General features: G+C 70.5%; 19 protein-coding genes and 1 pseudogene. 11 read left to right on the forward strand and 9 right to left on the reverse strand.

The genetic code is table 11. The features are described 5' to 3' along the window. Window positions 1–53: 53 nt before the first annotated feature. Window positions 54–1,028, reverse strand: coding sequence for an NAD-dependent epimerase/dehydratase family protein (locus tag AS594_RS04630; RefSeq protein ID WP_069925796.1), 975 nt, complete (start codon window positions 1,026–1,028; stop codon window positions 54–56). A gap of 137 nt (window positions 1,029–1,165) precedes the next feature. Continuing rightward, window positions 1,166–2,599, reverse strand: coding sequence for a polysaccharide lyase 6 family protein (locus tag AS594_RS04635; RefSeq protein WP_069925797.1), 1,434 nt, complete (start codon window positions 2,597–2,599; stop codon window positions 1,166–1,168). 326 nt (window positions 2,600–2,925) lie between these two features. Between AS594_RS04635 and AS594_RS04640 the strand changes: the two genes are divergently transcribed. The 7 genes from AS594_RS04640 to AS594_RS04670 all read left to right on the forward strand — a co-directional run bounded on the left by AS594_RS04640 (window position 2,926) and on the right by AS594_RS04670 (window position 8,061). Continuing rightward, entirely contained in the window at window positions 2,926–3,162 is a 237-nt protein-coding gene (locus AS594_RS04640) for a hypothetical protein (RefSeq protein ID WP_069925798.1), read from the forward strand. 220 nt (window positions 3,163–3,382) lie between these two features. Beyond that, window positions 3,383–3,685 carry a WXG100 family type VII secretion target gene (locus tag AS594_RS04645; protein WP_069930273.1) on the forward strand — a complete coding sequence of 101 codons (303 nt, stop codon included), beginning with the start codon at window positions 3,383–3,385 and terminating at the stop codon, window positions 3,683–3,685. After that, window positions 3,682–5,085 (forward strand): putative T7SS-secreted protein, encoded by a 1,404-nt coding sequence (locus AS594_RS04650; protein ID WP_069925799.1) that lies wholly within the window; start codon window positions 3,682–3,684, stop codon window positions 5,083–5,085. Before AS594_RS04645 ends, AS594_RS04650 begins: the two co-directional genes overlap by 4 nt. 2 nt (window positions 5,086–5,087) lie before the next feature. After that, window positions 5,088–5,612: a hypothetical protein gene (locus AS594_RS04655; RefSeq protein ID WP_069925800.1), complete on the forward strand. Its 525-nt coding sequence runs from the start codon at window positions 5,088–5,090 to the stop codon at window positions 5,610–5,612. Then, window positions 5,612–6,157: a hypothetical protein gene (locus AS594_RS04660; protein ID WP_069925801.1), complete on the forward strand. Its 546-nt coding sequence runs from the start codon at window positions 5,612–5,614 to the stop codon at window positions 6,155–6,157. The genes AS594_RS04655 and AS594_RS04660 overlap by 1 nt, the downstream gene beginning before the upstream one ends. Further along, on the forward strand, window positions 6,154–6,831 hold the full coding sequence (locus AS594_RS04665) for a hypothetical protein (RefSeq protein WP_141746866.1): 678 nt from the start codon (window positions 6,154–6,156) through the stop codon (window positions 6,829–6,831). Before AS594_RS04660 ends, AS594_RS04665 begins: the two co-directional genes overlap by 4 nt. 267 nt (window positions 6,832–7,098) lie before the next feature. After that, a complete protein-coding gene (locus tag AS594_RS04670; RefSeq protein ID WP_069925803.1) occupies window positions 7,099–8,061 on the forward strand; it encodes a DMT family transporter in 963 nt (320 codons plus the stop codon). Between the two features lie 90 nt (window positions 8,062–8,151). Here AS594_RS04670 and AS594_RS04675 read toward each other — a convergent pair whose 3' ends face one another. Then, window positions 8,152–9,114, reverse strand: a complete 963-nt coding sequence (locus AS594_RS04675) for a helix-turn-helix domain-containing protein (protein WP_069925804.1) — start codon at window positions 9,112–9,114, stop codon at window positions 8,152–8,154. A gap of 100 nt (window positions 9,115–9,214) precedes the next feature. Here AS594_RS04675 and AS594_RS04680 point away from each other — a divergent pair, with 100 nt between their 5' ends. Continuing rightward, window positions 9,215–10,249 carry a saccharopine dehydrogenase family protein gene (locus tag AS594_RS04680; RefSeq protein WP_069925805.1) on the forward strand — a complete coding sequence of 345 codons (1,035 nt, stop codon included), beginning with the start codon at window positions 9,215–9,217 and terminating at the stop codon, window positions 10,247–10,249. A gap of 21 nt (window positions 10,250–10,270) precedes the next feature. On the opposite strand, the gene AS594_RS04685 is transcribed toward AS594_RS04680, so the two are convergent. After that, a complete protein-coding gene (locus AS594_RS04685; RefSeq protein WP_176742721.1) occupies window positions 10,271–10,663 on the reverse strand; it encodes an MmcQ/YjbR family DNA-binding protein in 393 nt (130 codons plus the stop codon). Between the two features lie 129 nt (window positions 10,664–10,792). Next, a complete protein-coding gene (locus AS594_RS04690; RefSeq protein WP_069925806.1) occupies window positions 10,793–11,344 on the reverse strand; it encodes a nitrobindin family protein in 552 nt (183 codons plus the stop codon). Window positions 11,345–11,637: 293 nt separating this feature from the next. Here AS594_RS04690 and AS594_RS04695 point away from each other — a divergent pair, with 293 nt between their 5' ends. Next, a complete protein-coding gene (locus AS594_RS04695; RefSeq protein ID WP_069934953.1) occupies window positions 11,638–14,439 on the forward strand; it encodes an ABC transporter substrate-binding protein in 2,802 nt (933 codons plus the stop codon). Between the two features lie 75 nt (window positions 14,440–14,514). Here AS594_RS04695 and AS594_RS04700 read toward each other — a convergent pair. The 4 genes and pseudogenes from AS594_RS04700 to AS594_RS04715 all read right to left on the reverse strand — a co-directional run. Further along, window positions 14,515–14,835, reverse strand: a pseudogene (locus AS594_RS04700) (glycoside hydrolase family 3 N-terminal domain-containing protein); the annotation flags it as partial. Window positions 14,836–15,021: 186 nt separating this feature from the next. Continuing rightward, window positions 15,022–16,317, reverse strand: coding sequence for a glycoside hydrolase family 16 protein (locus AS594_RS04705; RefSeq protein WP_069933467.1), 1,296 nt, complete (start codon window positions 16,315–16,317; stop codon window positions 15,022–15,024). Between the two features lie 73 nt (window positions 16,318–16,390). After that, entirely contained in the window at window positions 16,391–17,158 is a 768-nt protein-coding gene (locus AS594_RS04710) for an NPP1 family protein (protein ID WP_069925811.1), read from the reverse strand. A gap of 91 nt (window positions 17,159–17,249) precedes the next feature. After that, on the reverse strand, window positions 17,250–19,151 hold the full coding sequence (locus tag AS594_RS04715; protein WP_069925812.1) for a ricin-type beta-trefoil lectin domain protein: 1,902 nt from the start codon (window positions 19,149–19,151) through the stop codon (window positions 17,250–17,252). Window positions 19,152–19,415: 264 nt separating this feature from the next. Between AS594_RS04715 and AS594_RS04720 the strand changes: the two genes are divergently transcribed. Continuing rightward, on the forward strand, window positions 19,416–20,396 hold the full coding sequence (locus AS594_RS04720) for a LacI family DNA-binding transcriptional regulator (protein ID WP_069925813.1): 981 nt from the start codon (window positions 19,416–19,418) through the stop codon (window positions 20,394–20,396). A gap of 148 nt (window positions 20,397–20,544) precedes the next feature. Next, complete coding sequence (locus AS594_RS04725) at window positions 20,545–23,619, forward strand: glycoside hydrolase family 3 protein (RefSeq protein ID WP_069934954.1); 3,075 nt, start codon at window positions 20,545–20,547, stop codon at window positions 23,617–23,619. Window positions 23,620–23,636: the final 17 nt, after the last annotated feature.

The raw sequence follows: 23,636 nt of genomic DNA on the forward strand, positions 1-23,636 counted from the left end.
GCAAACGCTTTTCTCCTCCGGCCACCGCGTCGACGGCTCCCCGCTCCACCTCGTCAGGCCCGGCCACGGCCGGTCCGACGAGGCGCCGCCGCGGTGGCGGCCAGTCGCTCCCGCCACCAGTCCAGCGTTGCCTTGACCTGCTCGTCGACGGGGGTCGCCCGTACGGTGAACTCGGCTTCGTACGCGCTCGAATCGACGACGAACGGGCGGTCGAACTGATACCGGGTCTCTTTGAGTTCACGGATCAGCGGCGAGAACAGGGACAGCGCGCCCAATACGGCCGGCGGCATCCTGCGCACCGCGACCGGCCCCGTTCCCGACTGAGCGGCGAGGCGGCCGGCCATCTCCCGAACGGACAGTGCGGGCGCCGTCGGAACGTGCCAGGCCCTCCCCCAGGCCCGTTCCTCGACCGCGACCTCGGCCAGGGCACTGGCCACATCGGGGAGGTAGCTCCAGCTGTGCGGGGCGTCCGGGTCGCCGAGCGTGGAGACCGGCCTGCCGCGCAGCAGTCGCGGCACGACCCGCGCGGCCAGGTGGCCGCCGTCGGTCACACCGGGACCGAAGAAGTCCGAGGCCCGCACCTCGACCGCCGTGATACGCCCCTGCTCGTGGAGTTCCCGCGCCCGCTCCCAGCCGGCGGCGCGCACCCGGCCCTTGGGGCCGGTCGCCGCGAGCGGCAGTGCCTCGGTCATGGGACCGTCGACCGGACCGTAACCGTAGAGGTTGCCCAGCATGACCAGGACGGCCCCGGTCGCCTCGGCCGCCGTACAGAGCGACGAGACCAGCGGCGGCCATTGACTCGTCCAGCGATGGAGGGGCGGTGCGGCGCAGCCGTAGATCGCCGCCGCGCCCTGTGCGGCCTCGGTCAGCCGCGTGCTGTCCGTGGCGTCCAGCGCCAGGTGCTCGATGCCGGGCTCCGCGCTCCGGCCCGACCTGGTGACGACGCGTACCGCATGCCCCTTCTCGGTCAGCAGTCGGGCAGTGGCCGCACCGGCGGCTCCGTAACCTATGACGAGATGAAGGCTCACGCCCGCACAGTAGCGGAGCGCCCGCTGATGGGGTGTCAGGGGTGCACCCGTCGGTGCGCGCCGCTGGTAGTGCCGCCGGAGGACCCGAGCCGGCGAGGCGGATGTCCGCCTCACCGGCGCCGGTCAGCGGGGGCCGCTCACGCGGCGTTCGGACCCACGTCGGCCGCCGTGAGGGGACGTCGGACGGGCGGCAGTGTCGTGTACTCGTCGGCGCCGATGTCACGGGCGGTGCCGCGCTGGTGGCCGTCGATGTCATCGGCCACCGAGGCGCTCACCAGCGTCGCCGCGCCGATGGCCGGGCTGCCCGCCGTGAGCCGGGAGATCCCGTCGGACTCCTGCCGGAGGAGCGGGTCGATCCGGCGGTAGCCGCCGGAGGGGATGTTGCCGTTGGACGCCGCACCCCACAGGATGTTGCTCTGCCAGGTGAAGCCGGTCGTCTTCCCCATCGCCACCAGGCTGCCGGCGGCGGCGACCAGGAGGTTGTCCGCGACGACCACGTCCCGCGGCTCGTAGTCCCGTGTCTCGCCCGAGAGCGTTCCGGCGTTGCCGATCAGGGTGTTGTGCACGATCACCGCACGGTCGCACGCGTCGTTGCCGCGCCTCTCCTCGGTCGTCTCGCCGGGGTGGTGGTCGCGCGTGGTGCCGCTGCCGATCACCAGGGCACGGCCCGACAGACCGCTGAGGTAGTTGTTGACGACCAGGTGGTCGTTGCCGTAGACGCGCACCCCCTCGGTACCGCCGATCAGGTAATTGCCCTCCGTCGTCGTGTGGTTGCCGTGGCGCAGCACGATTCCGCCGCGGCTGTCTCGAATCGTGTTGTGCCGGACGGTGTTGTCCGAGGACTTCACCGAGATGGTCTCGGGGTCCCCGTCGCACCGCTCGAACAGGTTGTACTCCACGACCGCGTGGGCGCTGGACAGCGCCCGGCTGCTGACGCCGAGCCGGATCGGCTCGCCGCCGTTGGCGCCGGCGAAGCTGTGGCCGGAGAAGTGGTTCCTGAAGATGTGGAGGCGCTGGGCCATGGCGGTCGAGCCCGGCCCGTCGACGACGACGAAGATGCCTTCGGTCGTCTTGTCGTGGAAGCGGTTGCGGTCGATCTTGGCGTCGTCGCCCCGTACGACGACCCAGTCGAGACCGCTGATGTCGGCGAACCGGAAGTCGTTCCGGGTCAGCCGGACACCGGGGCAGCTCGCGGGGATCTCCAGAGTGGTGCTCTGGCGGAAGGCGAATCCGCTGAGGGTGATGTGGCTGGAGTTACTCAGGACGAAGCTGCGCTCGCCCTGGAGCACCGCACCGCCGCGAGATTCCGAGACGATGGTGATCGGTGCGCTACTGGTGCCGTGCTTGCCCGAGACGCTGACGGCGCGTCCCGACGGGACGGTGTACGTGCCGTCGGCCAGCACGATCCGATCGCCGGGCACCGCGCGGTCGATGGCGTTCTGGAGCGCGTCCAGGGAAGTGACGGGCGCCGTTACGGCCGCCGACGCGCGGGTCGACAGCAGGGCGTCGAGCGGCACAGCGGCGACCGCTGCGCCCAGCAGGGTGCCGGTGAGAAACGTGCGTCGTTGCATGATGCCTCCTGCGGGAACGGGAAGTACTGGCCAGCACCATCGGGTGGGCAAGCGCCCGGTGCGGACGGAGGTGCACGTGGCGACGGCTTCCCGTGTCATGCGATCAGTACGGTCTGCTCACAGCTTCGGGCCGCGCTCTGCCGTTCCGCTGACGTACGGCTGACGTACCGCTGACACCTGCCGCGTTCGCGCGCCGGGCACGCGGTGGCGCCGGCTCGCACCGGGCGGCGGGCGACGCCGGGTCGTGGGCCGGGTCCCGAGCGGCCGGCCGGGTCCATTTCGCCGGCGCGTGGCTTCCAGGAGGCTCCATTGGGTATGCGTTGCGCATGGCTGATGTCGTAGACGCAGATGAGCTCTTGCGGCGCATTCGCCGCGCACGGGACTGGGCGGCGCGGGAGGAGCAGCACTGGTCGGCCCACCGGTCGGAGGCGTCCCCGGCGGGTGACGAGAACGGGCCGCGTACAGCGGAGATCCTCCACTCCGTGTACGAGGCGGTCCGTAAGGTCCTCGACGAAGTGGTGGACCCCGGGGCGAACGAACCGGCGGCCGGCCAAACCCACTGAGGCTCTTTCGCCCTTATTGGCGTCCCCCGGAGCCGACTGAGCCTCGTCCCCGGCTCAGGCGGTGGGACGCCGACAACACACCCGTGAACCCTCCGGCCGCGCGCTGTGAAGGTTTGGCGAACGGGAAGGACCCACGCGCACCCCCCGTGGCACCTGCTGGCTAACGTGTTCCACCGGTTGACGACTGCGAATTTCCGACACGAGTGGGGTGCACGACGCCATGGGGGCAGGCTTCAAGGTCGAGGTCAGTGAGCTCGACGGGCTCGTCAGAGAGCTCCACCGGAGCCAGGAGGAGATGCGCGCGGCCCTGAACGCGCTGCGTGACACCGGCCCGAAGACCACGGGGAGCAAGGAACTCGACAACGCCTGCGACGAGTTCCACGACAGCTGGGACGACGCGATCAAGAAGATCGCCGATGGCACGCAGGTCATCGAGGACAAGCTCAAGCAGACCCGCGACACCTACCGGGACGCCGAGGCGGCCATCCGGGACGGCTTCGCCGGCAAGGGCGGCGCGAAGTGAGCGACAAGTACCCCTCCCTCGGCTTCGACCCCGCGCCCGGTGACTCCGGCAACGTGGGTACGCTCGCCGCGCGTACCAAGACGGCCGCGACAGCGCTCGACACCGCGCAGAACAGCATCAAGCGCCTGACGGGCAACGTGAGCTGGGCCGGCGACGCCGCCTCCGCCTTCTCCCAGAAGGTCGGCGAGCTGCCGCGCTATCTCAAGGACAGCCACGAGGCGATGCAGACCGCGTCCTCGGAGCTGTCGAAGTGGCGCGAAGCACTCACCCACTACCAGAGCACCGCCCGTACGTACGAGGTGCAGGCCGCGCAGGCGAAGGGCAAGGTGGCCTCGGCGGAGAAGTCCAACGACGCCGCGGCAGGCCGCTACAACCAGGCGGCGAACGACCCCGCCTTCCGGCTGGCCGGCCAGATGTTCACCGGACCGGCCCTCCAGGACGCCCAGGCGAAGGTCGACGCGGCGAGCAGCCGGCTCAAGCAGGCCGACAGCGAACTCGCCTCCGCCTCCCATCAGCTGGACCAGGCGCAGCGTGAACTCGAAGAGATCATCAAGCGCGCCGAGCGGCTGCTGGAGGAGCACCAGGCCGAGGCGCGCGGCGTCGCGGGACACATGCGCAAGGCCACCGACGCCGCGCCCGACCCCGGCTTCTGGGACCGGCTCGGTGACAAGTTCAAAGAGATCGGGCACTCGATCCAGGAGTGGTGCGCCCGTAACAAGGACCTGCTCAACAAGATCGGCGACTGGCTGGGAAACATCTCCGCCGTACTCGGCATCCTGGCGCTGCTGACCCTGTGGTGCCCCCCGCTGTCCGGCGCGCTCGCGCTGGCGAGCGCGGGGTTCTCGGCGGGAGCCCTCCTCGCGCACGGCGCGGCGAAGATCGGCGGGGCCGACGTCGGATGGGGAACCCTCGCCGGTGACGCGATCGGCATCATCCCGGGCGCGGGATTCGCGAAGACCGCGATCACCGGATCCGTGAAGGTCGCGGTCAAGGTAGGGGACGGGGTGGTGGCACACATCGACGACGTGGCCAAGGTCACCCGGCTGAACCGCCTCGTCTCCGAGGGAGCCGCGGAAGTGACCGAAGCCGCCCGAGCTGCCGGCCGTTTCCAAGGCGCAGCTGACATCCACACCTTCAAAGCCGCAGGCGGCATCGGGAACCGGTTGTCCCTCGCCTGGGAGAACTCGGTGGCGACGAACCTCGGAGCGTCCTTCGGCGAAAAGGGGCTGGGCGCGCTCATCACGAACACTCCGGGCCTGCGCAGCCTCCCAGGTCTCCAGCAAGCCATCCGCGCCGACGAAACGCTCGATCCCCTCTCGTGGTGGTCGAAGGGGCCTCTGCTCGCAGCTGCGGTGCCCGGAGCGGCGAGCGGCATCTACGACAGTGTGACGGGAGACTAGGGATGGCCCGCACGCTCCCCGAAGCGTCCGCCGACCCGGTTCTTCCGCATCCTTCGCGGCTGGGCCTCATGCTGTGGTTCGTCCTGCAATGGGTCCTGATCCCCGTGGAGTTCGTCGCCCGGGTCCTCTGGCTGGTCGCTCTCGTCCTCGGAGACGGTACGGACGACGTGTACTTGCGCCCGCTGAACGCACTGGCGCGTTTCCTCTCGCCGCGCGAGTTCCTGGTCCGGATGTCCCACCGTCCGGCCAGGCACGAAGCCCACCTGGACCGGGAGTTCAGCCGTTTGTCGCAGGAGTGCAGGCGACAGAGTTTCAGCTGGCGTACGTACATCCATCACGAGGTGCGACTCGTAGGGCTGTCCGAGGGCGGTAGCGAGAAGTGCGTCGACCTGCCTCCGCGGGAGTACCGAGGCGTACCGCTCAGTACCCTGACCCGCCTCGCCTCAGCACACGGCCTCGAACTCGCGGCCTCATCGCGCCTCACCGACGGTGTGATGGTGGGCCTGGCACAAAGGAACACGTTTTAATGCAATCCGCGAGCGGCGCGCTCACCGGAGGATCCGCCGATCCTGTTCTTCCCCATGCTTCGAGGATCGGCCTTGTCGTATGGTTTTTCGCTCAGTGGGTGATGATCCCGGTGCAATGCGTCACGCGCCCCCTCTGGCTGCTGATTCTTTTCCTGGGCGGTGAGTCTTACACTGAGCGGATCTTGGAGGCTCCCAGGCGATTCCTCTCCCCGGCCAAGCTCATGCTCCGCATGTCACATGATCCGGCGAACCACGAAAGATATCTGGACCGGGAGTTCGGCCGGATCTCTACGGAGATGCAGAAGGGCAAGTACGGCTGGAGAACCAGGTTCTACCACTACGTCGGAGCCAGGTGGGTGACCGGCGCCAGGGACAGCGAAAGCCCCCTGGTCGGTGTCATGGTGGGCTGCCGCGAGTACCGGGGAGTTCCGCTCAACGTGATGCGGGGCATCGCACACCGGCACCGCCTGATTCTGGATACACCGACGCCCAACAGCATCCGCCCCAGCGTGAGTCTGAGGCCGGCCCAGTGGGAGAACATGTGACAACCGCACCGAGCGCTGAGCTGCACTTGGACATACCCGGCGGATTCCACTCCCTGGGGCTCGACCTGGACGAAGAAGAGCGCCTGGAACAGATCTGGTCCGTCGCGGAGGAGATCTGGCCGACCGGCAGCGACTTCCAACGCGAAGTCACCTTCCACACCTACCGCGAAATGGCCGATCACGCGCTGGCCGGCAATTCCTTCTACGCGGGCTTCTGCCTGGACGAGGCGCCCGACGGCCGGCTCACGACGGCCTCCCTGCTGGCCCGCCTCGACCCGCTGAACGAGCCCGACGCGGAGCTGTCCGCGCGCGGCCTCTTCGAGGCGCTCTCCGCGAACGAGAACAACACGGTCGAGGACATCCGCGTACCGGCCGGGCCGGGCGTGCTCGTACTGTGCGGACTCGAATGGCAGTCCGAGCCGGGGGACGACACCGCGCCGTCCATGCCGCTCGCCAGGGCCGACGTCTACCTCCCCCTCACCCGCATGGGCAGACTCCTCGTCCTCAGCCTCACCACCCCGTCGCTGCCCGATCTCCCCTTCTACGTCTCACTCCTGTCGAAGACCGCGCACGACCTCACGGTCTCCAGCGCCACGGAGTCCCCCGCCGCCCCCCGGGCCGACGGCTCACGGGCAACCACCATCGCGGACGAGGTCAGGGCGGACTTCGGGTAGCGGCGGCCGGCACGGGATGCGCGGGCCGGCCCCTCGCGGCCCGTCCGGGGTGTGCGCGTCCCGGGTGTGCGCGTCCCTGCCCGGTACGATCGCGGGGTGAACACCTACTGGCACGTCGTTCTGCCGCCGCTCCACGCCTGACCGGGCGCGGACACCGACGGTTTGATTTCCCCGGCCCCGGCCGCCCCGCGAGGGCGGTGGCAGGGCTGTGTCGTGCGCCCGTTTCGGATCGAGTCCCAGACGCATTCGACGACGGAAGATCACGACGTGCCGCACAGCACTTGCCCCCTGACTCCCGCGCGCCCGGCCGCAGCCGGCCCGCGCCCTCCTCGTACGGGTTCCCTCGGCGGTCCCGCGCCCATCCTCCTCTCGGCGGTGCTGTGGGGTACGACCGGGACGGCGGGCTCCCTGGCACCGGCCGGCGCACCGGCGGCGGCGATCGGCTGTGCCGGTCTCGCCCTCGGTGGCGTCCTGCTGTTCCTCACCGCCCGCGGCGCCCGCTCGTTGCCCGGCACCTGCACACGCCCCGAGCGGTGGCTGCTCGTGTTCGGTGCGCTCGCGGTGGCGGGGTATCCGGTCACCTTCTACCCGGCGGTGGCCCGGAGCGGCGTGGCCGTGGCCACCGTGATCGCGCTGGGCAGTGCGCCGGTCTTCGCCGGACTGCTGTCCTGGATCACCGGTCGGTCCCGGCCGACCGCGCGCTGGACCGGCGCCACCGCTGCCGCCGTGCTGGGGTGCGCGCTCCTGGTGCTGGGCCCGCGGCTCGCCGGGCATGCCACGCCGATGGACCCGACGGGCGTCGTGCTCGCCGCATGCTCCGGACTGTCGTACGCCGCCTACTCGCTGATCGGCGGCCGTCTCATTACGCGCGGACATCCTTCGGACGCGGTGATGGGCGTGCTGTTCGGCGCGGCCGGGCTGCTCGTGGTGCCACTCGTACTGTCCGTCGGCACGCACTGGCTCGCCACCACCCGCGGCGCGGCCGTGGCCGTCTACCTCGCCCTGTTCACCGTCTGCCTGGCCTACCGGCTCTTCGGGTACGGGCTGCGCCGCACCCCCGCGTCGGTTGCCATGTCGCTGACTCTGGCGGAGCCGGCCGTCGCAGCGGTCCTGGGGGTCGCCGTTCTCGGTGAACGGCTCCCCGCCGCCTCCTGGTGCGGGCTGGCCGTGCTCGGGACCGGACTCGTCCTCCTCACCGTCCCCGTCGGAGCCGGCGACCGGGGCCGGTAGCCGCTGCGTCGTCGCGCTCCCGCCCCGCGGCTCGGGCCGGACGCCGTGAGGCCGGGACGGCACGGACGACAGGGCCGTGCGACTCGAACATCACTCGCACGGCGACCGGAGGCGGGGCTGTGAGCGGAAGGTGCGGCGGTAGGTGTCCGGAGGCACGCCGACCGTACGGTTGAAGTGCCGGCGCAGCGTCGTGGCGGTGCCCATGCCGGTGGCCGCCGCCACGGCGTCGACACTCGCGTCGGTGGTTTCCAGCAACTCCTGGGCGCGGCGGATGCGCTGGGTCAGCAGCCATTGCAGCGGAGTGGTGCCGGTGGCCGCCTTGAAGTGGCGGCCCAGGTTGCGCGAGCTCATCCGTGCCCGGCGTGCCAGGTCCTCCACCGTCAGGGGGTGTTCAAGGCGTTCGATCGCCCAGGGGAGGAGCGCGGCGAGCGGGTGGTCGTCCCCGGCCGGCACCGGGGCGGCGACGAACTGGGCCTGGCCTCCGGCCCGGTGCGGCGGCACGACGAGGCGGCGGGCGACTGCGTTGGCGACCGACGAGCCGTGGTCGAGGCGGACGAGGTGCAGGCACAAGTCCATCGCGGCGGCCTTGCCGGCGGAGGTGAGCACACTGCCGTTGTCCACGTAGAGCACGTCCGGGTCGACCTCCACCCCCGGGTAGCGGGCGGCCAGGGCCCCGGTGTGCGCCCAGTGCGTGGTCGCGCGCTGTCCGTCCAGCAGGCCGGCTGCTGCCAGTACGAAAGCACCCGTGCAGAGGGAGGCCACCCGGGCGCCCGCCTCGTGGGCCGTACGCACCGCGTCGACCAAATCGGCGGGCGGGTCCTCGTCGACGTCCGCCCAGCCGGGGACGATCACGGTGTCGGCGCGGCGGAGCCGGTCGAGCCCGTGGTCCGGCTCCAGAAGGAACCGGCCGACCCGCACGGCGTGAGGCCCGCAGACGGCGACGTCGTACCAGGGGACGGCGACCGCGGCCGGGGCGGCGCCGAACACCTCGTACGCCACGGACAGTTCGAAGTGCAGCATTCCGTCGGTGACGGCCAGCGCGACAGTACCCATGTCCGAAATTGTATGCGCCATGTCGTTCCGGACACTCGTGGCGGACGTCCCCGGACGTCAGGATGTCCGCAGAGGAACATCCGAGCGAGGGGGAGAAGTGATGGAACCGGGGCACAGGGTCGTGGTGTTCGGCGCGTACGGGCACACCGGACGGTTCGTGGTGGCAGAGCTGCGGGAGCGCGGGTTCGTCCCGGTTCTCGCCGGCCGCGACACCGACAAGCTGCGGGCGCTGGCGGCGTCCTGTCCCGGACTCGACGTCCGGGCGGCCTCAGCCGGTGACGCGACCTCGCTCGATCGCGCACTGGACGGTGCGGCCGCCGTGATCAACTGCGCCGGGCCCTTCGCCACGACGGCCGCCCCCGTGATCGAGGCGGCACTGCGGGCCGGGATCCCGTACGTGGATGTGGCGGCGGAGATCGAGGCCAACGTCGACACGTTCGCGCACTTCTCGGACCGCGCCCGCGCGGCGGAGGCGATCGTCGTCCCGGCGATGGCCTTCTACGGGGGCCTCGGAGACCTGCTGGTCTCGGCGGCGATGGGCGACTGGACGGCGGCCGACGAGGCGCACATCGCGTACGGGCTGAGCAGTTGGCACCCCACCGCCGGGACGCGCGCCGCAGGCAAGGTCTCCCGGGACCGGCGCGACGGCCGGGGCGTCCGGTTCACGAACGGGCGGCTGGAGTACCACAACGACGACCCGCGCGTCCTGGAGTGGCCCTTCCCCGACCCCATGGGCACCCAGGCCGTCGTCGGCGGGTTCACGATGGCCGACGTGGTCACCGTTCCCAGCCACCTGCCCATCCCCGAGGTGTCCACCTACATGACGACGGAGGCGGCGAGGGAAGTGTCGGGCCCGGACACTCCGGCGCCGGCCGCGGTCGACGAACTCGGGCGGTCCGCGCAGACGTTCTGCGTCGACGTGGTCGTGCGTTCCGGCGGCAGTGAACGCCGCGCGGTGGCGAGGGGCCGGGACATATACGCCGTCACCGCGCCGCTCGTGGTGGAAGCGGTTCACCGCATCCTCACGGGGCGGACCAGGGCGGTGGGCGTCGCCTCAGCCGGCGAGATCTTCGACGCGCCCGGCATGCTCCGCGCGCTGTCCGCGCACCTCTCCGTCGAACTGCCTCGGCGATGACACCGCGCCCCCGGCGTTCGTCTAGCCGTCGGCCTCCACCCGTGCGTCGAGTTCCTTGACCTGCCGCTTGGGGGCGACGGTCCGGTAGCTCTCCTCCACCCATTCGCACAGCACCTCGGCCGTCGGCGCCCCCTTCTCCCCCAGTGGTACGGAGACCCAGCCGGCCTTTCCGAGACCGTAACCGGTGGGCTCGGCACCCGGCGCGGTCATCGCGTGTTCGTGCAGCGCCGGGTCCTTGAGTTTGACGGAGACACCGGGCGGCTGGGGCCCGTCCGTGTTCCCGAGGAAGACGAAGATCTTTTTGTTGACCTTCACCACGCAGTCCTCCGGACCCCACGGAAACTCTTCCGCCGCCCCCGGCAGCCCGAGAGCGAACGCCCGTACCGCCTCCCACTTGCGCACCGCAGCCTTCACGCCGCCTCCTCCTGCCGAAGGTCCCGCTGCCGCCGCGGACAGCCGTGCCACCACGCTAACCGCAGCGAGCGGCAGCACCCGGGACGGGGCGGCCGAGGAAACCGCGTGCCCTCGCCGCGCCAAGGACGCCTAGCTTCCGCCCGTGCGTCGAAGCCGGGCCACGAGGTGCTGTTGCAGCGGCCGGCCGACCGCCGCGAGCTCGTGTACGAAGTCGAGCGTGCCGTCGTCCGTCAGGGTGTAGCGGCGGCGGGTCGCCTTGACCTCCTTAGCCGTGGGCGTGGAGGCCACCTCGTGGGTGGAGAGGTCCACCTCATTGCCGGCCGCACGGCCGACCGCGATCTCCGCGATGCCGGTGGGCTGTGTGATCAGTGCCTCCACCCGGCCGTCGGGCAGGAGTCGCCACCAGCCGCTCTCCCTGGCCGACGGACGCAGCGGTGCGTCGTCCGCGTCGAGCAGCCAGGCGCGGGCCTCGTAGTGGAGGAAGGGACGGCCGTCGTGGCTGAAGGTGACCTCTTGCGCGTACGAGAAGTCCGCTTCGAGCGTGGGGTACCCGCCGTGGCCCCGGCCGCGCCAGGTACCCAGCAGGCCGGTCACGGGCGAGAGCAGGGCGTGCGGGGCGGGCGCCTCGTCCGCTCGGTGGGCGTCGGGGTACGGATGCTGCTCCGGTGCGGGGTCGAACACGATGTGCGCTCCTGGGGTGGGGGCTGGTGCCGGTGGAAGCCTAGGCCGTCCGTCCCCGGCGCCGCGCGCTGCCGCTCGCCCCCACCGGCTGCGCACCCGCCCGTCGGGCCGACTTCTGCAACCCACTCATTTACCCTCCGCGATCGGACGGTTACCACTAGCGTGGCCGGATCGCCGCCACCGCGAGGCCCGACGGCCGGGACCGCCGCGTTCGGCGGCGTGCTTCACGGCCGGCGTCCTCCGATGCCCGCCAGGCAGCGGCCTCGGCCGCTTCGAGGCTCGAAGGAGCATGTGTGCAGCGGCCGCTTCCCCAGGGGATCGAGTACCTGATCGAGCAGTTCGACGCCTTCGCGGGAAGCCGGAACAGCGGGCGGCGGATACCCGTGGTGCTGCTGCGCCGCGAGGGGACCGCTTCCGGTGCTTCCGGTGCTTCCGGTGCTTCCGGTGCTTCCGGTGCTTCCGGTGAAGCCACAGCCGCTGCCGCGACCGGGGACGCGACCGGCACCACAGACACCGCCGACACGACCGGCACCACCGGAGCAGGTCCGCGGTCCGTCATCGTGGGCTACCGGGACCGCCTCTGCGAACAGGACCTCGACCGTACGACCGACCTGGTCCCGCACGCACTGATCGAGGACGGCGATTTCGCCCCGCGCGCCCCCGAACCCGACGAAGACCCCGCCGACGTGACGGAACCGCACGTCGCCCTGCTCGACAGCATCGTCGACCAGCTGGAGAACTCCATGCCGCTCGACGCCGGCGAACTCAGGCTCCCCCGCTTCCACACCTGCCGGGCGGTGGTGGACATCTCCGTGGGCGCCGGTTCGGCCGCCGGCAAGCGGCGGCGACTGCGGGACGAGCTCTATCACCAACTCCTCGTCCGGCGGCCGCTCCTGGGAACCCTCGCACGGCTGGCCGGCGCCACCGGCGGCAGCTTCCTGGTGAACATCTGGCTCTCGCTGTTCCAGCTGCTCGTCGTCGGCCTCCCCCGCCGGATCTACGGACTGTGGCTCAGCCGGCGACGCAGCCTGCGCTGGGTCGGCTCCCGGCGCCCCAAGGGGCCGAACTTCCTGCGCATGGCATTGGCGTTCACCAGGTCGGGCACTTCCCGGGACAACCACGCCCTGGTCCAGCGCATGCTGCTCATGGCTCTGCTGAACGACCTGAGGAGGGCCGCCAGACCGTCCAGACTGTGGGTCTACCGGGCCCGTCGCCAGTGGCCGTTCGTGCTGCTGCTGCCCGCGGTGGGGGAAGAGGGCACTCCCGTACGCCAGTTGCTCGACACGTATGCGGACATCCTGCGGACCGAGCCGCCGGCCCCGCTGATGGTGCTCGGCGCCCTCGCCAGTGATCCCCCCTCCTACGCCAAGGCGGTGGTGGCCGACCCCCGGAGCGTGACGGGCGTGGCCGACAAGGTGCACGCGCTGTACGCCCGGAGTTCCGCGTCCGCCGTCTACCTCGTCCCGCTGTCCGCGAGCGACGACGACGGCCCGGCGGACCGGTGGCTGGACACGAATCCGAAGGTCTCCGTGCGGGCGAACGGCAGGGGCGACTACGTACGCGCTGTGGGCGCGCCGGTCCTGGTGCTCGCGCTCCTGGCCGGTGTGACGCTGTTCATCAGGGACGAACCCGGGCGGCCGCCGTCGTGCCATGCCGTGGAGAGTGGCGAGATCGTGGGTGTCACGGACGGACGGGAGTGCCATCTGGGGGTCGCCGGCCGCGACGACGAACTGCTGGCGCTGGAGAAGCTCGCGGCGAAACAGAACGAGGCGGCCGTGAACAGCGCACGGCCCTACCGCTCCGTGGTGTTCTTCGCGCCGCTGACGGCGGAGCCGGGTGATTCCACCCCGGTCAGCATCCAGAGCCTGCGGGGCGCCCTGGCCGCACAGGCCCAGGTGAACGGCCGCGAGGGCGACATCGTGCAGATCCGCCTCCTGATCGCCAACTCCGGCAAGTACTTCGCCTACGGCTCGAAGGGCTCACCGGGCGACCCCGATGTCGCCCGGCAGATCATCGACCGGAAGGACCGGGACAAGATCGCGGCGGTCATCGGGATCACGCAGAGCCGTCCCGCGTCGTTCGCCGCCGTGGAGGCGCTGTCCGCGGCGAACATCCCCGTGATCGGGAACTCCGTCACGGGCAGCAGGATGGTCGACGCGAAATCCTCGTCCTCGTACTTCCAGGTCTCCCCGACGAACGAGCGCATCGCGGAGATCATGGCCGAGTTCTCCACGCACTCCGAGCAGATCGGCGCGCTGACGACGAAGGCGGACGGCGGCAGGACGGCGGTCGTGGTCTACGACCCGGACGACGAGTTCTTCAGCGCGGATCTGGGGGCGAAGTTCACGGAGAAGTACAAGGGCGGCCAGACGGTGACCGTCCCGTACTACGAGAACCGGAACGGGCAGATCGCCTCGGACGTGGCCAGGAACATCTGCGCCGAGATCCGCGCCACGGACGGCTTCATCGTCTACGCGGGACGTTCCGGGGAGATGCCGGAGCTGTTCGACGCGCTCCAGGGCAGCGCCGACTGCCGCAAGGAGGACGGCAGGCAGGTCGCCGTCCTCTCCGAGAGCACGGCCGCCAAGTACCTCCAGGATCCGGCGGACATGCTGAAGAAGCACGCCGTACTGAAGCCGTACTACCTGATGCTCAACGACTCCAACGGCAAGGAGACCCCGGGCAGCCCCTACTCGGAGTTCACCTCGCACTTCCGGGGCGTCTTCACGGACGGGGAGGTGCCGGAAGGAAACGCGGCCGGAGCCTACGACGCACTCCGCGTGACCTCCGAAGTGATCAATTCCGTCTACGCCAACTACAAGACCGTCGAGAACACCGATGCCCGCTTCCAGCCGACGGACGTGTACGCGCGACTGTCGAACCCCGGCATCCAGGACTTCTCGGGTGCGTCCGGGCTGCTCTCGCTCGACAGCCGGCACAAGTACCCGCCGAACAAGGCCGTCTACATCCTTGAGCCGCACGTCGACAAGAGCGTCACCACGCTGATGGCGTGCGGGCTTCTGCCCGACCGGCCCCCCGGCCGGAACAACCCGGGCACCTGGGGGACGGCCGGGAAGACGCACCGCTGCCCCTGAGTACGGGCCGGCGGCCGGGTGGCTTCCGGTGGGCCTCGTCCCGAGCGCCCACCGGCCGGGGCTGCCCAGGGGCTATCTGTGCAGGTTCAGCGTGGGCGCGAGCACGATGTCCACGCCCTTCCGGCGGACCTCGGCCGCGAGCAGGCCGCCGAACGCCTCGACGAGACTCTCGTCCCACATCGCGCCGAGCGCCGAGGCGGACGGGAGCAGTACGGACGTCTTCCTCTCGTCCCAGGCCTCGCCCCGGACACCGGCGGGCCCGTCGGACGCCGTCATGTGCCCCAGGGCCGTCGCCGGTTCGGCGCGGGTGCGCCAGGTGGTGGCCCCCGTGAGCAGGCGCACCTTCTGCCCGAGGTCGAGCTTGTCCAGCAGCCGGTCGATCTCTTCTTCCGTCATGTGTCCGCCTCCCCCGCGCTCTTGGGAGAGCGCTCTCCCAAGAGGATGGCCGGGGCCCGTCAACGGACCGATGCAGGCATGCCGAACGGCACGGCGGTGGGGCTCAGGGCCCCGCCGCCGTGCCGGGCGGTGAGGTGGTACCGGTCCGAGGACTCCCGGAGCGGCAGCGACCCCGTGGTCACCGGGTCACCGGGTCACCGTCCACTTCTGGTGGGCGGCCCCGGTGCAGGTCCATATCCGCAACCGCGTGCCGTTGGCCGAGCTGCCGCCGGAGGCGTCGAGGCACTTGTCGGCCCGTGGGTTGACGATGTCCCTGGCTTCGGGGGTGGCCCATTGCTGGGCGGCGGTGCCATTGCAGTCCCAGAGCTGGACCGGCGTACCGTCGGCCGTACCTCCCGACGCCACGTCCAGACACTTGCCGAGCGCGCGGATGGTGCCGTCGGAGCCCACGCTCCAGCGCTGGGCGGCGGTGCCGTTGCAGTCGTAGAGCTGCACGGGGGTGCCGTTGGCGGTGTTGGCTCCGGGCACGTCCACGCACTTGCCGCCGATGCCGGTGATGGGACCGCCGCCGCCCGGCTGACCGCTGTCGGTTCTGACGCGGACGTAGTCGACGAGGAGCTGCTGGGGGAAGACGGTGCTCCCATTGGGGTCTCCGGGCCAGTAGCCGCCGACCGCGAGGTTGAGGATCAGGAAGAAGGGCTTGTTGAAGACCCATTGTTTTCCACCGAGGTCGGCGGGTGTGCGCCGCTGGTAGACGGTCCCGTCGACGGACCACGTGATCGCGTTCGGGCTCCAGTCGACGGCGAAGGTGTGGAAGGCGTCGGCGAACGCCTGGCCGCCGGGCAGGGTGTACCCGGCGCCGATGCCGCCCGAGCCGGAGTACCCGGGGCCGTGGAGCGTGCCGTGGACCGTGGAGGGTTCGAAGCCGACGTTCTCCATGACGTCGATCTCACCGGAGGCGGGCCAGCCCACCTGGCCGATGTCGCTGCCCAGCATCCAGAAGGCGGGCCACATCCCCTGTCCGCGCGGGATCTTCATCCGGGCCTCGACACGGCCGTACGTCGTGGTGAACCTGCCGGCCGTGTTGAGTCGCGCGGAGGTGTACTCGCACCTTCCGTACCAGCACTGGTAGTTGCCCGGGTTCTCACGGCGGGCGGTGATGGCGAGGTGTCCCTGGCCGTCGAGGGCGGCGTTGCGGCTGCCCGCCGTGTAGTACTGCCGCTCGTGGTTGTTGACGTTGTCTCCGGTCTCGGTCTGCCACTTGCCGCCGTCGACGGCGGAGCCCGCGGGCCCGTCGAACTCGTCGGAGAAGGTGACGGCGGCCGCCGCCGCGGGCGCGGGGGGCTGGGTGGCCGCCGAGGGAGCTGAGGGCCGCACGGACGGCGCGGGCGCACCCTGTGCGAGTCCGGTGGACAGCGATGCGAGTGCGAGGACCGAGACGAAGGACAGCAGCAGGCGTCGGGGCAGGCGTGGGGGGTGCATGACTCTCCCTTGCTTCACTGTGTGATCAGGGCTGGGACGGTCCGCCGGGGCGAGCCGTCCCGGGCGCCGGGCATCAGGCGTGGGGGTCGAACGGGATGCCGGCCGGTTTGGCCTTCTCCAGGTGGTAGGTGAAGTTGCCGTCCTTCAGGCCGAAGACGGCACTGCCGAAACCGGCCCGGCTCAGCTTGTCGCGGAGACCGGCGGGGTAGCCGTTCCAGCCGACCAGGCCGGGGAACTGCCAACTGCGGTGGTGGTTCTCCGGCGGCTCGTCGGCGGCGTTCGCGGGGCGGAAGCAGTGGGTGCCGGCTCCGTCCTTGTGGTAGACGACCTTGGGGTGCGTTCCGTCCCACCTGATCCGGTCACGGCTGTGGATGTCGAACCTGCCGTGGGCGGAGGTGGAGACGTACTGCGCCTGGTTGTCCCGGACCCAGACGACGACGTGCTCCCAGTCGTGACGGTGGCCGCCGAGCCCGCTTCCGGCCACGGCCTGGTCCTTCTCGAAATAGAGGCCGTACATGATGGCGCAGCAGCCGTGGTTGCACTTGTGGCGCGCGTATCCGTTGGTGCTGCCGAGGTCCCAAAAATCGCGGCACTGCCCGTTGAGCGCGCCGCTCGGGTTGAGGCCCGTGGCGACGGTCCCGTCCGGGCCGATGGCGGGCGTCGGATAGCAGCCGTCGGTGTCGTAGTCGAAGGCCGGCTGGAACGTCTGCTCCAGGCCGTCCGCGGCGGCGGGCAGGGCCGGCGGCGGAGCGGCTCGGGCGCTGCCCGGGAGGGCGAGGACGAGTGCGAGGGTGCTGCCGAGGACGAGCGATGTCCGGCGAATCCGCGAGCTGCTGATCAACTGTGTCCTCCTCATCGACGTGCTGTGGGGTGCGCGGGATGTGGCTTTCCTCCTCCGTGCGCGGAGGAGGAACGTCGTCGGGAGCGGCGCCCTACCGCAGCTGCCACTTCTGGTTGGCGGCGCCTGTGCAGGTCCAGATCTGGGCCCGGGTCCCGTTCGCGGAGGAGTTGTCGGAGGCGTCCAGACATTTGTCGGCGGGTACGTTCACCAGGTCCCCGGCGGCAGCCGCGTGGTGCCACTGCTGCGCCCCCGAGCCGTTGCAGCCGTAGAGCTGGACCTTCGCGCCGTCCGCCGTCGAGGCCGATGTCACGTCCAGGCATTTGCCGAGGGCCTGCACGGAGCCGTCGGAACGAACGGTCCAGCGCTGCGCGGCGGAACCGTTGCAGTCCCACAGCTGGACCGGCGTGCCGTCGGCGCCGGAACCGCCGGCCACGTCTAGGCACTTGCCGCCGAGGCCCACCAGGGCGCCGGTCCGCTCCGTGCCGCCGGTCTGCGCGCCCGTCCAGGTGAAGGTCGCCGACGTCCTGCCCGGCAGGGAGTACGTGTAACGCTGACCGCCCCAGTTGACGGTCATGGTCTGCGCGGCGGAGGAGTCGTTGTACGCGATCAGCGCCTTGGAGCCGTCGGGGTTGCGCCAGGCCACGTTCGGGACGGTCGCGCTCGCCGTGGAGGCGATCCGGTGGGCGCCGGGCCGCACGAACTTGGTGAGGTGACCCATCGTGTAGTACTCGACGGTGTAGTCGACCTGTCCGTGGCGCGCGTCGCCGTTGTGGACGGTGATCAGGCCGTCGCAGGTGCCGCAGCCGCCGTTGTGCGGGCCTCTGTTCTGGTCGACCGCCAGGGACCACTTGGTCACCGACTTCGCCCAGTTGCGGGTGTAGTCGATGATGTTCATCATGTCCTCGCGCTGCTGGTTCGCGATCCAGGTTCCGCCGGAGTGCTCGGTCTGGAAGGCGTCCAGCTGCGGGTACTGATCGTGGACTTCGCTCTGCCTGGTGACACTGCCGCCGTACCCGTGCCAGGCGATCCCGCCGAAGTTGGGGTGGCTGCGCACCGCCGGATCGTCGACGGTCCGGGATGCGTACGCGTCGTAGGTGTCCCAGTTCCAGTCGTGCGCCAGGACCTTGGTCGGCAGGCCGGCCGCCTGTAGCCCGGGCAGCAGTTCTTCCTTGGTGAAGTACGCGAGACCCGAGGCGTTCCAGCTCATCGACGGGTAGCCGGCGCAGCAGGTCGGCTCGTTCTGGGGCGTGACGTAGTCGACCGGCACGCCGTGGTCGCGCCATGACTGGAGGTACTTCACGAAGTAGTCCGCGTACGTGCCGTAGTTCTCGGCCTTCAGCCAGCCTCCGTTGAGCTGTCCGCTGTCCTTCATCCAGGCGGGAGCCGTCCAGGGAGAGGCGACCGTGGTGAGGGCGGGGTTGAGCTGCTTGGCCTGTTTCGTCAGCGGCAGCACGTCCTGAAGGTCGTGCGCCAGCGAGAACCTGACCAGTGTGGGGTCGCTCTGGCCGGGCGGCAGGTCGTTGTACGTGTAGCCGAAGCGAGCCAGGTCCGAGCCGCCCATGGGGTTGCGGACGAAGGACAGGCCGATGCCCTCGGTGGGCGAGAACAGCTTCTTCATCGTGGCGTCGCGCGTCGTCTGCGACAGCGCGCCGGAGCCCTTCATCAGCCAGGCGGCGGTGTCGGTGAAGGACGCGCCGCCGCCGGTGAAGGTCTGATAGCGCGTGTTCTCGTCGACGGTGATGTTCGTGCCGCCACCACCGTTGCCGGACTGGAAGGTCACGGGGCTTTGCTGCTGGAGACCGCGGGTCACGTGGCGGCCGCCGCTGTCGTCGGTCGTCGTGAGCCAGATGCCCACCTGCTCACCGGCGGCTTGGGCGGTGCCTTCGGAAAGGCCGGTGAGGCCGGTGAGGCTCGCGGTCGTGAGAACACCCGTCAGGAGCAGTCGCGTCAGCCGGGCCGGTCTCCGAACCGGCTTGCCCGTCGATCTGATCATGGTCAACTGCCCTTCTCGGCACGGTGGGGGGCGTGGGAAGTGGTGCCACGGATCGAGGCGTGAGTGAACTCCCGATGCGTACGCGCGTCAAGACTCCGCACATTCATTTCCTGAACGCACAAGGTCCTTTGCCGCGCGGGGACTTGGGAATTTTTCGATGTCCTGTGTGAAGTCTTGACGACAGGGCGGCCCGCATGTTGACTCGCCGCACCAGCCGGAACCGGTACCGGAACCGGTACCGGAACCCGACGCAAAGGCGCACGCATGCGAGCCACCATCGCCGACGTCGCACGTCAGGCGGGAGTCAGCAAGACAACGGTCTCCCGTGTGCTCAACACCCGGGCGGACGTCGACGCCAGTACCGCCGCCCGTGTTCGTGAAGTGATCGACGCACTCGGCTACGTCCCCAGCTCCGGGGCCGTGGGCCTGGCCCGCGGCAGCAGCCGCACCATCGCCATGTTGACGCCGCCCCTCACCTGGCCGTGGATGGGCGAGGTGCTCCAGGGTGTGGCCGACACCGTCGAGGCGGCCGGCTACGGACTGCTGCTGTTCAGCTGCAACCGGGGCGCCGACTCCGTCAGGCACTTCACCGGTCAGGTCTCCGCCCGTGCCTTCGACGGGCTCCTGGTCATCGAACCGGAGAACACCCTCGGCACCATCGCCGAGATGTACCGCAAGGGGCTGCCCGTCGTCCTCATCGACGACCGCGGCCGCCACCCGGCGTTCCCGTCCGTGGCCACCACCAACCGCGAAGGCGGCGCGTCCGCCGCACGGCATCTGCTCGACTCCGGCCGCACCAAACCCCTGGTCCTCACCGGCCGCCGCGACTTCGGCTGCGTACGCGACCGACTGGCCGGGTTCTCGGGGGTCCTGCCCACCGACCTCGTCGTCGAAGGCGAGTTCACTGAGGAGTCCGGCCGCCACGGTGTCGAGCGGGCCCTCGCCCAAGGGCGGGATTTCGACTGCGTCTTCGCGCACAACGACCTGATCGCCGCAGGCGCGTTGCGGGCCCTGCGGGAAACCGGCCGCACCGTCCCCGACGACATCGCCGTCGTCGGCTTCGACGACCTCCCGATCGCCCGTCACACCGAGCCGCCCCTGACCACGGTTCGCCAGCCCATGCGGCAGATGGGGGAAACAGCCGCCCGGCTCCTCCTCACCGGACTCGGGGGCGAGACACTCCCCGCGGTGCCCGTGGTGCTGCCCACCGAGCTGGTCGTCCGACGCTCCGCGCCCTGCCCCTGAGGGGCCGCTCCTCAGCCTGATACGGCGGTCCGGCTGATCAGCAGGATCTGGCTGATCCGGCTGTTACGTCTGTTCCGGCTGTTGCGGCAGAAGCGCACTGCCGGCCTCCTCCCCGCCCCCTTCCCGTCCCCTTCGTCAAGGAGTTGTCATGCCACGACCACGTCGCCCGTTCAGAGCGGGAACGGCGGTGCTGGCCACAGCCGCCGTACTATGCGGTCTGCTCGCCGGCGGCCTCCCGTCCGCCGCCGCGGACGAACCGGCCCCACGCCTCATCGACCGCTTCGAAGGCGAGGTCCCCTTCGCCAACCCGCCGGCCGAAGGGATCTTCACCTGGGGCAGCGACGCCGACGACCAGCCGAAGCTGGAGATCAAGGAACGGGCCGACGCCCCGGAGGGCGCCAAGGTGCTCCAGGGCACGTACGACATCAGCGGCTGGGGCGGCGTCAGCCACGACTTCGCCTTCGACGAGCCGGCCCAGGACTGGACCGCCCACAAGGGCATCCGCTTCTGGTGGTACGGCCAGAACACCGCTCCCCTCCCGCCCGGTTCGGGCAAACGCGTCAACTTCGAGATCAAGGACGGTGGCGCCAACGGCGAGGCGTCCGAGCTGTGGACGACGTCCTTCACCGACGACTGGGAGGGCTGGCACCTCGTCGAGATCCCGTTCTCCGACTTCGTCTACCGGGCCGACTACCAGCCCGTCGGCGGCATCGACCAGGTCCTCGGACTGAAGGAGATGTGGGGGTACGCGCTCACCCTGCCGACCGGCGCGCCCGGTTCCTTCGCGATCGACGGCATCGAGCTGTACGGGAAGGCCGAACCCGCTCTGACCGCCCGGGTGGTCACCGACGCCGCCGTGTACCCCGTGGCGGAGGGCGGGACCGCGCAGGTGAAGGTTTCCGTCGCGACCACCGGTTCCGGCCCGGTCGACGAGCCGGTCACCGTCGCGTACAGCACCGAGGGCGGCAGCGCGACCTCCGGTGACGACTACCGGCCGGTCTCCGGAAGCGTCACCTTCCCGGCGGGCACGGCGTCCGGCGAGAGCCGTACGATCGCGGTCGGCACCAGGAAGGACGGCGCGGCCGAGTCGGCCGAGACCGTTCCGCTCAAGTTGACCGTCAGCGGCGCCAAGGCACCCGCCGAGACGCCGCATGTCGTCGTCGACGCCCACGGGCTGCCGTACCTGGACAGGAAACTCCCGGTCAAGAAGCGCGTCGCGGACCTGCTTTCGCGGATGTCCCTCGCGGAGAAGGCCGGCCAGATGACACAGGCCGAGCGCAACGCCCTCAAGACACCTGGCGACATCGCCTCGTACGACCTCGGCTCGCTGCTCTCCGGCGGCGGCTCCGTGCCGACGCCGAACACGGCCGGAGCGTGGGCGAAGATGGTCGACTCCTACCAGTTGCGCGCCCGGGCGACGCGCTTTCAGATCCCGCTCATCTACGGCGTCGACGCCGTGCACGGCCACAACAACGTCATCGGCTCGACGATCATGCCGCACAACATCGGCATCGGCGCCGGACGTGACCCGAAGCTCGCCGAGAAGACCGGTGCGGTGACGGCCAGGGAAGTACGCGCGACCGGCATTCCGTGGGACTTCGCGCCGTGCCTGTGCGTCACCCGGGACGAGCGCTGGGGCCGCTCCTACGAGGCGTTCGGCGAGGACCCGGCTCTGGTCACGGCGATGGAGACCGTGATCACCGGTATGCAGGGCGCCCGCAACGGCAAGGACCTTGACCGCAACGACAAGGTGCTCACCAGCGCCAAGCACTTCGTCGGCGACGGCGGCACCGAGTTCGGCTCGTCGGCCACGGGGTCGTACACGATCGACCAGGGCGTCACCAAGGTCACCCGCCGGGAACTGGAGGCGGTGCACCTCGCACCGTTCGCCGAGGCCGTCGAGCGGGGCGCCGGCACGGTCATGCCGTCGTACTCCTCACTGGACATCCTGGGCGACGGCCAGGGACCGGTGAAGATGCACGCCCACGCCGAGATGATCAACGGGGTCCTCAAGGGCCGCATGGGCTTCGACGGCTTCGTGATCAGCGACTGGCAGGCGATCGACCAGATCCCCGGTGACTACGCGAGCGATGTGCGCACATCCGTCAAGGCCGGGCTCGACATGATCATGGTGGCGACCGACTACCGGGGCTTCACGCGGACGCTCCAGGAGGAGGTGACGGCGGGGCGCGTCGACAGGGCGCGTGTGGACGACGCGGTGTCCCGGATCCTGACGCAGAAGTTCAAGCTGGGCCTCTTCGAGCAGCCCTACGCGGACACGACGAACCTCGGCCGGGTCGGCTCCGCCGAGCACCGCGCGGTGGCCCGCGAGGCCGTCGCCAAGTCCCAGGTGCTGCTGAAGAACGACGGCGCGGTACTGCCGCTCAAGAAGTCGCAGAAGGTGTACGTCGCCGGCTCCAACGCCGACGACATCGGCAACCAGGCCGGCGGCTGGACCATCAGCTGGCAGGGCTCCTCCGGCGCGATCACGACGGGCACGACGATCCTCCAGGGCATGCGGAAGGCCGCCCCGGACGCCGGGATCACCTACTCCAAGGACGCTTCGGCCGCCACCGACGGTTACGACGTAGGCGTGGTCGTCGTGGGCGAGACACCGTACGCCGAGGGATTCGGTGACGTCGGCAACGGCAACGACCTGGAGCTCACCGATGCCGACAAGGCCGCCGTCGACAAGGTCTGCGCGGCGATGAAGTGCGCGGTACTGGTCGTCTCCGGCCGTCCTCAGCTCATCGGGGACCGGCTGGACGGCATCGACGCGCTCGTCGCCTCCTGGCTGCCGGGGACCGAGGGTGACGGCGTCGCCGATGTCCTGTACGGCAAGCGCCGCTTCACCGGCCGGCTTCCGGTGACCTGGCCCAAGTCGCAGGCGCAGCTGCCCATCAACGTGGGCGACGCCGCCTACGACCCCCCGTTCCCCTACGGCTGGGGCCTGACCACCCTGGTCAAGCCCCCGGCCGGGAACGGAGAGGCCGCTCTGAAGGCCATCGGCAGCGCGGCCAGGACACTCCAGGCAGCTGGCCTCGGCGGCTCCGCACAGGGCAGCGAACTGGTCGCCGTGGCACGGCTGATCGTGCAGGCGAAAATGGCCGGCACCATCAGCGAGGCGTCGGCGAAGCCGTTCGCCGAGGCGGATCATCTGCTGCTCAGCGGTGACCTGCGGGGAGCGGTGGCCAAGCTGACCGCCGCTTACCGGGCCGCCTGAGCACGACCGGGGCACAC

Source organism: Streptomyces agglomeratus, from assembly GCF_001746415.1.
In the GTDB taxonomy this organism is placed as follows: Bacteria; Actinomycetota; Actinomycetes; order Streptomycetales; family Streptomycetaceae; genus Streptomyces; species Streptomyces agglomeratus.